Genomic DNA, 12,799 nt, shown 5'->3' with positions numbered 1-12,799 from the left:
CGTCGGTCCAGTTGACCACACCGAGGCGCACGTTCTTGCAGGCGGCGGGCTCGGCGGCGAACAGCGGGGTGACCACGGTGGTGCTGAGAGCGAGGGACAACAGGCTGCGGCGGATAAAGCGATGCATGGTGGCTCTCCATCGGCAGTGCGTATTGTTATGGGATCCGGCCTCTGCGGGCCGTGGGAAAAAAGTTACGCCCATGGCACAGTGGGCAATCGCACGCTGGCGACCAAGAGTTGCACTGCAGCGACCACCCACTTCCCAGGAGTAAGCGATGCCGGAAACGATCCAGTTTCTTCTCTTGCCGGGGTTTTCTGCGTTGGGCTTCATCAGTGCGGTGGAGCCCTTGCGGGTGGCCAATCGGTTTCGGGGAGCGCTGTATCGCTGGCAGGTGCTGAGCCTGGACGGCGGCCCGGTGCAGGCCAGCAACGGCATGTCGGTCAATGCCGACCAGGCGCTGTCTGACAGAGAGCGGGGAGGGATGCTGCTGGTTGTCGCCGGCTTCGAGCCGCTGGCCTGCTACGGCCCGGTGCTGCAACAGGCGCTGCGGCGCGTAGAGCATGACGGCGGCACGCTCGGCGGTATCGATACCGGTGCGCTGGTGCTGGCCGAGGCGGGCTTGCTCGACGGCTATCGCGCGACCTTGCACTGGGAGGCGCTGGAGGCGTTCAAGGAGCGTTATCCGCGCCTGCAGGCGACCCAGGAGCTGTTCGAGATCGACCGTCGACGGATCACCTGCGCCGGGGGGACCGCCTCCATCGACCTGATGCTCGACCTGATCGCCCAGGCCCACGGCAGCGAACTGGCGATTCAGGTGTCGGAGCAGTTCGTGGTCAGCCGCATCCGGCCGCGCCAGGATCACCAGCGCATGGAGATCGCCACCCGCTACGGCATTCGCAACAAGAAGCTGGTGAAGGTGATCGGCGAAATGGAGCGCAACACCGAGCAGCCGCTCAACACCCAGGTACTGGCCGATGCCGTGCAGGTGACCCGTCGTCAGTTGGAGCGCCTGTTTCGCCTGCACCTGGACGACACGCCCAGTGGTTTCTACCTGCGACTGAGGCTGGACAAGGCTCGGCAACTGCTGCGCCAGACCGATATGAGCGTGCTTGAAGTGGGGGTAGCGTGCGGGTTCGAGTCGGCGTCGTATTTCACCCGCTGTTATCGGGCGCGGTTCGAGCGCTGCCCGCGGGAGGACAGGTTGGCCAGGGCGGTGTGACTGATGCCATCAGTGATATTGAAGCATCAGTCTTCCGCCTTTTTACGAAACCCCTGATCAATTTTCCTCTGAGCAACGGTAAATCGATTAGGGTGTTTTATACATTAATCCTGAGCAAACCCTGGCTTGCCATTTGCAGCCCGCCAGGCCTTAACTTCGGCCACAATGTGCTCCGGGCTATCTTTGCCATCTTCAGGATAAAATAGTAAATCTGATCCAGCAGGATGTTCTGAAAGCCGTTCGAACTCGTACACAGCGCTGCGATGCTGTTCGTCGGACGGATAGTCAACGGCGTATATTTTTCTTACAAATTCCAAAAAGTGTTTTTCTGTTATTTCGCTAATGAGTTTGTTCATATTTATTCCCCTTTATGGATTTCTATATGGCGGCTGGGGGTCGTTAGGAAAATATTCTCAACGTTGTAAATCTCTCCACCTCTTGAAATCAAGATTTTATGATGCAGTTCAATTACACCGCGTCCTCCCACTCGGTCTCTTTTAGGTACAAAAGGGGCCAGCCCTTGTCTCATCCTGGAAACGTTTACGGTACTGAATTGTTTTGAAAGCATTTCGTCACTACCCACGGCCTTCCATAGGGCTTCCCTCATGGCTCTCCAGTTTGCGAAATGCCTGTCTCGCAGTGAGTCGGCTATTTGCATGGGGATCGGTGCACCTTCACCTATAGATGCGCCTTTGGACCAGTTTTCGTCAACCTGAGGGCCCTGTCCGCTCGCCACACCGGGGTCTTCCCGCCGATCCCTGAACATCGTATAGATCGGTGGCAAGCCTGAGTCTGCAGGAAAAACAATGATGTAGTCATCAAGGCTTGCGTCAGCGACTCCCGGATAGCTGTCGATCCTGATCTCGATGGGCATCAGTTCAGCGCCGGTATAGACCGTCGGTGGAGAGAGATCATTGGGCAGACTGGTTGAGGGGTCACCAGGATTGACGATGGGTGTCCATGTCATGGTGCGCGGTGGCGAGTCTGTTGTGACCGCGATGTAAATATTTCGCTGGGCATCATATGACGCAGAAAGCACGCGTACTTTTGATGGGATGGCGTTGCTGTCTGTTTTTACGGCAAATATCTCTGAGTAACCTTCAGCACCGGTGCGCGAGCTGAAACGGTAGGGTATTTCAGCCTCGCTGGTCGTGGCGTCAAGGGTCGGCAGCGACGTATTTGCCTGTGGGATGAGATCTGATAATGGAGTCTGCAAGCTATAGCGTTCTGGCAATTCGCCATTGCCCAGTTTGGGAGAATAAAGCAGGGCCGAAACACCGACGGTAAAACCTGATGCCACCGTGGCTGCGTAACCTCCCAGTGCACCGATTGCTGTGCTGATGACAGAGCGCAAAGCAAATGTTGCAGTGTTGCTTGCTACAGCACCTGTGGCTGTCAGCACCACAGCTTGAATGGGAGCCGTGGCGCCAGAGGTAGAATAGGTGTTGGCGAGTAGTGCAGCAGCTTCGGCGGCAGTACGTTCGGCTTCGGCCTTTGCAGCAGCTTCGGCGGCAGTACGTTCGGCTTCGGCCTTTGCAGCAGCTTCGGCGGCAGTACGTTCGGCTTCGGCCTTCGCAACAGCTTCGGCGGCGATGCGTTCGGCTTCGGCCTTCGCGGCTAATACGGCCGCGTGCCGTTTGGATTCTCGTGCTTGAACGCGAGCCCGCACCTGCTCGGTAGTAGATCCCTTCAATTGTTCCGAGAGGTAATAAATCTGCAGGGCGGAAAAGTCCCGGGCCCTGGAATAGGCGTAACTCTGGGTTAGTCGTTGAACGAAAAGATCAGGGTTGTCTCCGACGCTCCCATATCTTTGCTCATAGCTCGACATAACAGCTTCAGTAGATCTCCAGGATGGAGTAAACCCGAGTAGCTGCTGGACCTGAGCGTCTAGAGCGGGTAGTGCGTCGATTTTTTGTATTACCAAGTCTTCCATTGCGTATATTTGGGCGTTGTCGTCCCCTGCATACCTGTTGGCTACCAGTGTTGCGATTTCGTCAGTCGTCGTCGGGACGATACTGTTTAATTGAAACTTTCCAGCGCTTTCTTTCTTGATGGCCTCCAGCAACTGAGAGGGCGTCGGTAGTGGGGGCGGAGGTGGGGGTGTTGGAGGTAGAGTTATTACAGGAAACATACCGGGGCCGTGCGGTCCGCCAGAGGGATATGGCCAGTGCGGTAGTCCGAATGGATAAAGTGAGGGAAGTACTACGGGGATTGTAATCGTGGGGTAGACATGTTGGTTGGGTAAAATAACCACGCCTTGCATGTGATGCTCCAGGCCCTAAGCAGCAACAAGCTGCGGAGTCATGAAGCTTCAGTTTTTTACTAACGATCAAGAACGGTGCATTTTTTCCCGGCGGCCTGTTTTTTCACTGTGATTTCTTTCAAGGCTCGATGATCCAGTTCGGAAGACCGACAATATGAACGTACAATAAGATGGAGTGGAGTTTTTCTGTTTATACAACTGACGATAGGGTCGCTGGCCCCATGGGTTCTGTACGAAAAGCCTTGATACTTGGTGATACTGCGTTGAAAACAGCCTGGTGCGCCAGCCCGGTCGGAATGCTCATTTACAACACGTAAAGTCGAGCGGGACTCCGACCGTTCCTCGGCTGTTTTCGCCTTGCCTGACCTTCGCGCAGACACATTTCAGACAGACCCTAGGACGCCCCTGCCCCTGAGCGGTGCGTAGTACCTAGGGTGTACCAGTTCGCGGCCGCGGCAAGCCTGTGAAGATTCCACTAGAGAATCACTGCTGCCCCACCGACTGCAGATACTCCGAGCGCTCGTCGCTACGCTGCGCCACGCAGGTATTCCACGCCGCTTCAAAGGCTTTGCTGCCAGGTTTCTCGGCATAGGTCTCGACCTTGCAGTCGGCATCGCGCAACTGGGTCCAGAGCTTCTCGGCCGCCTCCATCCGTCCGCTGAGCGCAACGGCCTTGTCATTTTCATCCGCGTACTGGTCACGGATGCGCTGGATCAGGTCGTCGTAGGCGGCCTTCAGTTCGCGTTCGGCGGTCTGCTTGTTGTACGCCGCGCACGCATAGGTCTGCTGGTCGGTCTCGACGTTGTCGCAGGGCGTGCTTTCTTCTTCGGCGGCCTGGGCGCCCAGCGCCACGAACAGCAGTACCAGCCATGCCTTTGATTTCATCCGTTTTCTCCTGAACAGGCTGACGAATCGTCGAGATTCTCGCTCAGCCTAGAGCCGGGTGGTAGAGGGCAAGGAAAATGTTCATGAACGGTTCTTGTCGAGACTTGCTCTCATTGCCAAGCGGCGTGCCAGAGCATGCCATGTCGCTCATTGACGCTTTCGGCAAACCCCCTGTCGTTTTTGCATCGGGGCGACAAGGGCCGCAGGCATATGCTGGCCCCAAAGCGCCGGCACACGATTCGGCGTCGCCCAACTCGACAAAAGGGGACAGCCTGATGAGCCCAGCCGAATTACACGCCGACAGCATCGTCATCGATGGCCTGATCATCGCCAAGTGGAACCGCGAGCTGTTCGAAGACATGCGTAAAGGCGGGCTGACCGCAGCCAACTGCACCGTGTCGGTCTGGGAAGGTTTCAAAGCCACGGTCGACCAGATCGCCGCCAGCCAGAAGCTGATCCGCGAGAACAGCGACCTGGTGATGCCGGTGCGTACCACTGCCGACATCCGCAAGGCCAAGGAGCTGGGCAAGACCGGCATCCTCTTCGGCTTCCAGAACGCCCATGCGTTCGAAGACCAGATTGCCTACGTCGACGTGTTCAAGCAGCTGGGCGTGGGCATCGTGCAGATGTGCTACAACACCCAGAACCTGGTCGGCACCGGTTGCTACGAGCGTGATGGCGGTCTGTCGGGCTTCGGCCGCGAGATCGTCGCCGAGATGAACCGTGTCGGCATCATGTGCGACCTCTCGCATGTGGGCTCCAAGACTTCCGAGGAAGTCATCCTCGAATCGAAAAAGCCGGTCTGCTACTCCCACTGCCTGCCGTCGGGCCTTAAAGAGCACCCGCGCAACAAGTCCGATGAAGAGCTGAAGTTCATCGCCGACCATGGCGGCTTCGTCGGCGTGACCATGTTCGCGCCGTTCCTGGCCAAGGGCATCGACTCGACCATCGACGACTACGCCGAGGCCATCGAGTACACCATGAACATCGTTGGTGAAGACGCCATCGGTATCGGCACCGACTTCACCCAGGGCCATGGCCAGGACTTCTTCGAGTACCTGACCCACGACAAGGGCTACGCCCGTCGCCTGACCAACTTCGGCAAGATCATCAATCCGCTGGGCATCCGCACCGTGGGCGAATTCCCCAACCTCACCGAAACCCTGCTCAAGCGCGGCCATTCCGAGCGCGTGGTACGCAAGATCATGGGCGAGAACTGGGTGAATGTCCTCAAGGATGTGTGGGGCGAATAAAGCCGCACTCCGAGCCTGAAAGCCCCTGCCAGCAACGCCGGGGCATCCAAACAAAAAATTTTATGGAGTTGAGTTTCCATGGCCAAGATCGCCCCGCAATTGCCAATCGAAGTCGACAGCGAGACCGGTGTCTGGACGTCCGATGCCCTGCCGATGCTGTATGTACCGCGGCATTTCTTCGTCAACAACCACATCGGCATCGAGGAGGTGCTGGGCGCCGACGCCTATGCCGAGATCCTCTACAAGGCCGGCTACAAATCCGCCTGGCATTGGTGCGAAAAAGAGGCTGAGTGCCATGGCCTGGAAGGCGTGGCGGTGTTCGAGCACTACATGAAGCGCCTGAGCCAGCGTGGCTGGGGCCTGTTCGAGATCCAGGACATCGACCTCGACAAAGGCACGTGCAGCGTCAAGCTCAAGCACTCGGCGTTCGTCTACGTGTATGGCAAATGCGGCCGCAAGGTCGACTACATGTTCACCGGCTGGTTCGCCGGTGCCATGGACCAGATCCTCGCTGCCCGTGGCAGCTCGATCCGCACTGTGGCGGAGCAGGTCTATGGCGGTTCTGAAGAAGGTCACGAAGATGGCCTGTTCGTTACAAAGCCGTTGTAAGCCGGAGAGAGCGTCATGGCATTCGAAGCAATGTTCCAGCCGATCCAGATCGGCAAGCTGACCATCCGCAACCGGGTGCTCAGCACCGCGCACGCCGAGGTCTACGCCACCGACGGCGGCATGACCACCGAGCGCTACGTGAAGTACTACGAAGAGAAGGCCAAGGGCGGTATCGGCCTGGCCATCTGTGGCGGCTCGTCGGTGGTGGCCATCGACAGCCCGCAGCAATGGTGGGCCTCGGTGAACCTGTCCACCGACCGCATCATTCCGCACTTCCAGAACCTCGCCGACGCCATGCACAAGCATGGCGCCAAGATCATGATCCAGATTACCCACATGGGCCGTCGCTCACGCTGGGACGGTTTCCACTGGCCCACGCTGATGTCGCCGTCCGGCATCCGCGAGCCGGTGCACCGCGCCACCTGCAAGACCATCGAGGTGGAAGAGATCTGGCGGGTGATCGGCAACTACGCCCAGGCCGCGCGCCGGGCGAAGGAAGGCGGACTGGACGGCGTGGAGCTGTCGGCGGTGCACCAGCACATGATCGACCAGTTCTGGAGCCCGCGGGTCAACAAGCGTACCGACGAGTGGGGCGGCAGCTTCGAAGGCCGCATGAAGTTCGGCCTGGAAGTGCTCAAGGCGGTACGCGCCGAGGTCGGTGACGATTTCTGCGTGGGCATGCGTATCTGCGGTGACGAATTCCACCCCGATGGCCTGAGCCACGAGGACATGAAGCAGATCGCCGCGTACTACGACGCTACCGGCATGATCGACTTCATCGGCGTGGTCGGTTCGGGTTGCGACACCCACAACACCCTGGCCAACGTCATCCCCAACATGAGCTACCCGCCGGAGCCGTTCCTGCACCTGGCGGCCGGCATCAAGGAAGTGGTCAAGGTCCCAGTGCTGCACGCGCAGAACATCAAGGACCCGAACCAGGCCACGCGCATTCTCGAAGGCGGCTACGTCGACATGGTCGGCATGACCCGTGCGCACATGGCCGACCCGCACCTGATCGCCAAGATCAAGATGGGCCAGATCGACCAGATCAAGCAGTGCGTCGGTGCCAACTACTGCATCGACCGTCAGTACCAGGGCCTGGACGTGTTGTGCATCCAGAACGCCGCGACGTCCCGTGAATACATGGGCGTGCCGCACATCATCGAGAAGTCCACCGGGCCGAAACGCAAGGTGGTGGTGGTCGGCGCCGGCCCTGCCGGCATGGAGGCCGCACGGGTGGCCGCCGAGCGTGGCCATGACGTCACCGTGTTCGAGAAGAAGGAGCAGATCGGCGGGCAGATCACCATCGCCGCCAAGGCACCGCAGCGCGACCAGATCGCCGGCATCACCCGCTGGTACCAGCTGGAGTTCGCGCGCCTGAAGGTCGACCTGCGCCTGGGTACTGCGGCAGACATCGCGACCATCCAGGACCTGCGCCCGGACATCATCGTGCTGGCGGTGGGCGGTCATCCGTTCATCGAGCAGAACGAGCACTGGGGCGCCGCCGAAGGGCTGGTGGTCAGTAGCTGGGACGTGCTCGACGGCAAGGTCGCACCGGGCAAGAACGTGCTGGTGTACGACACCATCTGCGAATTCACCGGCATGTCCACCGCCGACTTCATCGCCGACAAGGGCAGCCAGGTCGAGATCGTCACCGACGACATCAAGCCGGGCGTAGCCATGGGTGGCACGACCTTCCCGACCTACTACCGCAGCATCTACCCCAAGGAAGTGATCATGACCGGGGACATGATGCTGGAGAAGGTCTACCGCGAGGGCGACAAGCTGGTGGCGGTGCTGGAGAACGAATACACCGGGGCCAAGGAAGAGCGTGTGGTCGACCAGGTGGTGATCGAGAACGGCGTGCGTCCGGACGAGGAGCTGTACTACGGGCTCAAGGAGGGTTCGCGCAACAAGGGCCAGATCGACATCGACGCCCTGTTCGCGATCCAGCCGCAGCCGATCCTCAGCCAGCCGGGCGAGGGCTACCTGCTGTACCGCATCGGCGACTGCGTGGCCCAGCGCAACGTGCATGCGGCGATCTACGACGCCTTGCGGCTGTGCAAGGATTTCTGATCGATCTGTCGGCACACACCGGCCCCCGTGGGAGCGGGCGTGCCCGCGAAAGCGTCAGCACCAACAACAGGGTTGTCTGACCTGGCGCATTCGCGGGCAAGCCCGCTCCTACAGGGCCGGTGCAGGATTCCAGGGGCCTGAACCCCTTGCAACCGCTGTTGTGGGAGCCTCCCATGTTGAACACCCTTCTACCCATCCTGCTGTTCGCCGCGCTCGCCCTGGCGGTGCTCGGCGCCCTGCGCCGCGTGCGCATGTGGCGACGCGGGCGGCCAAGCAAGGTCGACCTGCTCGGTGGCCTGCTGGCCATGCCGCGGCGTTACCTGGTCGATCTGCACCATGTGGTCGAGCGCGACAAGTACATGTCCAAGACCCACGTCGCCACCGCAGGCGGCTTCGTGCTGTCGGCGCTGCTGGCGATCCTGGTGCACGGCTTCGGCCTGCAGAGCAAGATCCTTGGCTACGCACTGCTGGTGGCCACGGTGATCATGTTCAGCGGCGCGATTTTCGTCTTCAAGCGTCGTCTGAATCCGCCCGCGCGCCTGTCCAAGGGCCCGTGGATGCGCCTGCCGAAAAGCCTGCTGGTGTTCGCCGCGAGCTTTTTCATCGCCACCTTGCCGGTCGCGGGCATCCTGCCGGCCAATACCGGCGGCTGGGTGATGGTCGGCATTCTCGGCCTTGGCGTGCTGTGGGGTGTGTCGGAGCTGTTCTTCGGCATGACCTGGGGCGGGCCGATGAAGCACGCCTTCGCCGGTGCCCTGCACCTGGCCTGGCACCGCCGTGCCGAGCGTTTCGGTGGCGGCCGCTCCACTGGTCTCAAGCCGCTCGACCTGGAAGACCCGAACGCACTGTTGGGTGTGGAGAAACCAGTCGATTTCACCTGGAACCAGCTATTGGGCTTCGACGCCTGCGTGCAGTGCGGCAAGTGCGAGGCGATGTGCCCGGCATTCGCCGCCGGCCAGCCGCTGAACCCGAAAAAGCTCATCCAGGACATGGTCATCGGCCTGGCCGGTGGCACCGATGCGACCTTTGCCGGTAGCCCGTACCCGGGTAAACCGGTGGGTGAGCACGGCGGTCATCCGCACCAGCCGATCGTCAACGGCCTGGTCGATGCCGAGACGCTGTGGTCGTGCACCACCTGCCGCGCCTGCGTCGAGGAATGCCCGATGATGATCGAGCACGTCGATGCCATCGTCGACATGCGCCGTCACCTCACGCTGGAAAAGGGCGCGACGCCGAACAAAGGCGCCGAGGTGCTGGACAATCTGATCGCCACCGACAACCCCGGCGGCTTCAACCCCGGTGGGCGGATGAACTGGGCCGCCGACCTGAACCTGAAACTGCTGTCGGACGTGAAGACCACCGAGGTGTTGTTCTGGGTCGGTGACGGCGCCTTCGACATGCGCAACCAGCGCACCCTGCGTGCCTTCGTCAAGGTGCTCAAGGCCTCGGGTGTGGACTTCGCCGTGCTGGGCCTGGAGGAGCGCGACAGCGGAGACGTGGCCCGTCGCCTGGGCGATGAAGCGACCTTCCAGCAACTGGCCAAGCGCAACATCCAGACCCTGCGCCAATACCGCTTCCAGCGCATCGTCACCTGCGATCCGCACAGTTTCCATGTATTGAAGAACGAATACGGCGCACTGGGCGGCGAGTACCAGGTGCAGCACCACAGCACCTACATCGCCGAGTTGATCGCCGCCAACAAGCTCAACCTCGGCCAGCACAAGGGCGGTAGCGTGACCTACCACGACCCGTGCTACCTGGGACGCTACAACGGCGAGTACCAAGCCCCGCGCGACGTGCTCAAGGCCTTGGGCATCGAGGTGCGCGAGATGCAGCGCTCGGGCTTCCGTTCGCGTTGCTGTGGCGGTGGCGGCGGTGCGCCGATCACCGACATCCCAGGCAAGCAGCGCATTCCCGACATGCGCATGGACGATATCCGCGAGACCGAGGCCGAACTGGTGGCGGTGGGTTGTCCACAGTGCACGGCAATGCTTGAAGGTGTGGTCGAACCGCGGCCACAGATCAAGGACCTCGCCGAGTTGGTCGCCGACGTGCTGATCGAGGACGACACTCCTGCCGCCGCGAGCAAATCGAACCAGGTAAAACGTGAACCTGCGGAGGTGCACTGATGAGCGACATCATCCGCCGCGATCCTCGCGCCGAGTGGATTGCCCGTAACCGCCTGCATCCGTTGCACGCGGCGATGCAGACGCAACAGACCCGCTGGATGGGCCCCCATGGGCTCATCCGCAAGAATCCTCACGCCATCGCCGCCGGTTTCATCGGCCCAAGCGGCCTCAAGCGTATCGACCGCAGTGGCGCCCAGCAGGGCACGGCGATCGGTGGTCGGCGCACGGCAGCCGCCGAGGTGCAATTACCTTTGCATCAAGTGGCGGATCCGGCGTTCTACATCGCCGTGGTGCCTGACATGGTCGGTGGCCGCCTGGGCAGCCACGACCGCGACCTGCTCGGCCTTGCCCGCAGCCTTGCCGGCAGCGACGGTGCGGTGCTGGCGGTGGTGTTCGGTGAACACAAGGAAAGCCACTTTTCCACAGCCGGCGTCGACCGCCTGCTGGTCATTGAAGGCGAAGCGTTCGAAGGTTACGTGCCCGAGCAGCTTGTCCAGGGCCTGCGCGCTGTGGATAACCAGTTCGCGCCACGGCACTGGCTATTGCCCGACAGCCGCACCGGTGGCGGCGAACTGGGTCGGCGTCTGGGCGCCGCCTTGGGCGAGCGCCCGGCCACGCGGGTCTGGCAGGTCAAGGACGGCCAGTGCATCGGCCGCGCCGGTGCCGGTCAGCAGGACCTGCAGAGAGGTCTGCCGCGCCTGATCCTGGCCGCCGCCGAATGCGCCGAGCCGGTCAGCGAAACCCGTCACGAAGCGTTGCCGGTTGAGTTGTCCACAGGCGTGGCGCGCAGCCTGTCGCGTATCGAAGACCTGGGGCCAGTCGCGGTGGATCCAGCCTCGATCGCCATGGCCGAGGCGGAATTCATCGTCTCCGGTGGCAACGGCGTGAAGGACTGGGAGCTTTTCCACAGGGCGACCGTGGCGCTTGGCGCTACCGAAGGGGCTTCACGGGTGGCGGTGGACGACGGCTTCATGCCGCGCAACCGCCAGGTCGGCGCTACCGGCACCTGGGTCACGGCGCGGGTCTACGTGGCTGTGGGTATCTCCGGGGCGATCCAGCACCTGCAGGGGATCGGTGCCTGCGACAAGGTGGTGGCGATCAACATGGACCCCGGTTGCGACATGATCAAACGGGCCGACCTGTCGGTGATTGGCGATAGCGCGGCGATTCTCCAGGCACTGATCGAGGCTGTGGACAACTACCGCAGCGGCGCTCAGCGCGACGCGGCATAAGGGCACGAGCATGAGTACGAAAGTCATCAGCCTGGTTTCCATCGGTGCCCACCCCAGCTCTGGCCGCGCCCGCCGCGCCGAGCAGGATGCACGCGCCGTCGAATTGGGCTTGCAGCTGGCTGGGGATAACTTGCAGGTGGTGCATGCCGGCGACCCGCGCGAAGAGGCCCTGCGCGCCTATCTGGGTATGGGCCTGGAGCATCTGGATGTCCTCGAGCAGCCTGCGGGGGCCGATGTGCTGGGGGTACTGGGGGATTACCTGCGCGATGCCGGTGCCCAGTTGGTGCTCACCGGCAGCCAGGCCGAGACGGGTGAAGGCTCGGGCATGTTGCCATTTCTGCTGGCCGAGCGGCTGGGCTGGCCGTTGGTGGTGGGCCTGGCCGAGGTGGAATCGATCGAGAATGGCACCGCCCAGGTCCTGCAAGCCTTGCCGCGCGGTCAACGACGCCGGTTGAAGGTGCGCCTGCCGTTGCTGGCGACTGTGGATAACGCGGCGCCCAAGCCGCGCCAGAGCGCCTTTGGCCCTGCACGGCGGGGTGTGCTGGCGGCGCGTAACGTGGCGGTGGTGGAGGATCAGTTGCTCGAAGGCGACGCCTTGCAGCCTGCCCGCCCGCGGCCCAAGCGGCTCAAGGTGATCAAGGCCAAGAGCGGTGCCGACCGGATGAAGGCGGCCACGGCCAAGGCCAGCGGTGGCGGCGGCAAGGTGCTCAAGGATGTTTCTCCACAGGAGGGCGCCGAGGCGATCCTCAAGTTGTTGTTGGAGGAAGGCGTGTTGCGCTGACTGGTTGGGGCTTGTAGGAGCGGGCTTGCCCGCGAAAAGAACACCGCACTGCCTGGCACGGGCTACGCCCGTGTTCGCGGGACAAGTCGCAGCGGCGAACCGCCGCTCCCACAGGGATTGGGCTGGCTTCTAGATTTTGAGCAAGACAGTTGCTCCCACTGGGATTGGGCTGGTCTTTAGACTTTGAACAAGACATTTGCCCCTAGAGGTACCGCACCCGCCGAACGCCCGGTCTTCACCAAGACGAGAGTTGCCCACCAAATCTGTTCGCGACCCTGTGAATAAAGTGTTCGCGCTTCTCTACAGACCTTTGATATCAATGCCTGTAGAGGATTGATCAAAAAACATACA

10 protein-coding genes and 1 pseudogene are annotated in these 12,799 nt (G+C 61.5%); 7 read left to right on the top strand and 4 right to left on the bottom strand.

The genetic code is table 11. From position 1 onward, the window contains the following. Positions 1-127: pseudogene (locus VA602_RS03190) on the bottom strand (glycine/betaine ABC transporter substrate-binding protein); the annotation flags it as partial. Positions 128-275: 148 nt separating this feature from the next. On the opposite strand from VA602_RS03190, the gene VA602_RS03185 reads away from it, so the two are divergent. Further along, positions 276-1,220: a GlxA family transcriptional regulator gene (locus VA602_RS03185; protein ID WP_054891722.1), complete on the top strand. Its 945-nt coding sequence runs from the start codon at positions 276-278 to the stop codon at positions 1,218-1,220. 104 nt (positions 1,221-1,324) lie between these two features. Here VA602_RS03185 and VA602_RS03180 read toward each other — a convergent pair whose 3' ends face one another. The 3 genes from VA602_RS03180 to VA602_RS03170 all read right to left on the bottom strand — a co-directional run bounded on the left by VA602_RS03180 (position 1,325) and on the right by VA602_RS03170 (position 4,368). Continuing rightward, positions 1,325-1,576: a bacteriocin immunity protein gene (locus VA602_RS03180; RefSeq protein WP_323452451.1), complete on the bottom strand. Its 252-nt coding sequence runs from the start codon at positions 1,574-1,576 to the stop codon at positions 1,325-1,327. Positions 1,577-1,578: 2 nt separating this feature from the next. Further along, the gene (locus VA602_RS03175) at positions 1,579-3,285 is read right to left on the bottom strand and encodes an S-type pyocin domain-containing protein (protein ID WP_323452450.1); all 1,707 of its coding nucleotides are present in this window, start codon (positions 3,283-3,285) and stop codon (positions 1,579-1,581) included. 681 nt (positions 3,286-3,966) lie between these two features. Further along, entirely contained in the window at positions 3,967-4,368 is a 402-nt protein-coding gene (locus VA602_RS03170; RefSeq protein ID WP_054891723.1) for a lysozyme inhibitor LprI family protein, read from the bottom strand. A gap of 275 nt (positions 4,369-4,643) precedes the next feature. Between VA602_RS03170 and VA602_RS03165 the strand changes: the two genes are divergently transcribed. The 6 genes from VA602_RS03165 to etfB all read left to right on the top strand — a co-directional run bounded on the left by VA602_RS03165 (position 4,644) and on the right by etfB (position 12,448). After that, entirely contained in the window at positions 4,644-5,621 is a 978-nt protein-coding gene (locus VA602_RS03165) for a dipeptidase (RefSeq protein ID WP_009404077.1), read from the top strand. 78 nt (positions 5,622-5,699) lie between these two features. Further along, positions 5,700-6,230 (top strand): DUF5943 domain-containing protein, encoded by a 531-nt coding sequence (locus VA602_RS03160; protein ID WP_054891724.1) that lies wholly within the window; start codon positions 5,700-5,702, stop codon positions 6,228-6,230. A 15-nt stretch (positions 6,231-6,245) separates the two neighbouring features. Next, entirely contained in the window at positions 6,246-8,306 is a 2,061-nt protein-coding gene (gene dgcA, locus VA602_RS03155; RefSeq protein ID WP_054891725.1) for a dimethylglycine demethylation protein DgcA, read from the top strand. Between the two features lie 173 nt (positions 8,307-8,479). Continuing rightward, positions 8,480-10,435, top strand: coding sequence for a dimethylglycine demethylation protein DgcB (dgcB, locus tag VA602_RS03150; RefSeq protein WP_323452449.1), 1,956 nt, complete (start codon positions 8,480-8,482; stop codon positions 10,433-10,435). Then, entirely contained in the window at positions 10,435-11,667 is a 1,233-nt protein-coding gene (gene etfA, locus VA602_RS03145; RefSeq protein ID WP_323452448.1) for an electron transfer flavoprotein subunit alpha, read from the top strand. The genes dgcB and etfA overlap by 1 nt, the downstream gene beginning before the upstream one ends. A 10-nt stretch (positions 11,668-11,677) precedes the next feature. Next, positions 11,678-12,448, top strand: a complete 771-nt coding sequence (gene etfB, locus VA602_RS03140; RefSeq protein WP_323452447.1) for an electron transfer flavoprotein subunit beta — start codon at positions 11,678-11,680, stop codon at positions 12,446-12,448. The last annotated feature ends 351 nt before the right edge of the window (positions 12,449-12,799 follow it).

It is taken from the genome of Pseudomonas machongensis (assembly GCF_034961125.1).
GTDB classification, from domain to species: domain Bacteria; phylum Pseudomonadota; class Gammaproteobacteria; order Pseudomonadales; family Pseudomonadaceae; genus Aquipseudomonas; species Aquipseudomonas machongensis.
The sequence above is the reverse complement of the archived record's forward strand: the minus strand, read 5'-3'. Positions and strand labels throughout refer to the sequence as shown.

Bases quoted from the DNA above. Each gene is read 5' to 3' on its own strand.
- VA602_RS03185 (WP_054891722.1), top strand. From the start codon at position 276: ATGCCGGAAACGATCCAGTTTCTTCTCTTGCCGGGGTTTTCTGCGTTG.
- VA602_RS03180 (WP_323452451.1), bottom strand. From the start codon at position 1,576: ATGAACAAACTCATTAGCGAAATAACAGAAAAACACTTTTTGGAATTT.
- VA602_RS03170 (WP_054891723.1), bottom strand. From the start codon at position 4,368: ATGAAATCAAAGGCATGGCTGGTACTGCTGTTCGTGGCGCTGGGCGCC.
- VA602_RS03165 (WP_009404077.1), top strand. From the start codon at position 4,644: ATGAGCCCAGCCGAATTACACGCCGACAGCATCGTCATCGATGGCCTG.
- VA602_RS03160 (WP_054891724.1), top strand. From the start codon at position 5,700: ATGGCCAAGATCGCCCCGCAATTGCCAATCGAAGTCGACAGCGAGACC.
- dgcA (WP_054891725.1), top strand. From the start codon at position 6,246: ATGGCATTCGAAGCAATGTTCCAGCCGATCCAGATCGGCAAGCTGACC.
- dgcB (WP_323452449.1), top strand. From the start codon at position 8,480: ATGTTGAACACCCTTCTACCCATCCTGCTGTTCGCCGCGCTCGCCCTG.
- etfA (WP_323452448.1), top strand. From the start codon at position 10,435: ATGAGCGACATCATCCGCCGCGATCCTCGCGCCGAGTGGATTGCCCGT.
- etfB (WP_323452447.1), top strand. From the start codon at position 11,678: ATGAGTACGAAAGTCATCAGCCTGGTTTCCATCGGTGCCCACCCCAGC.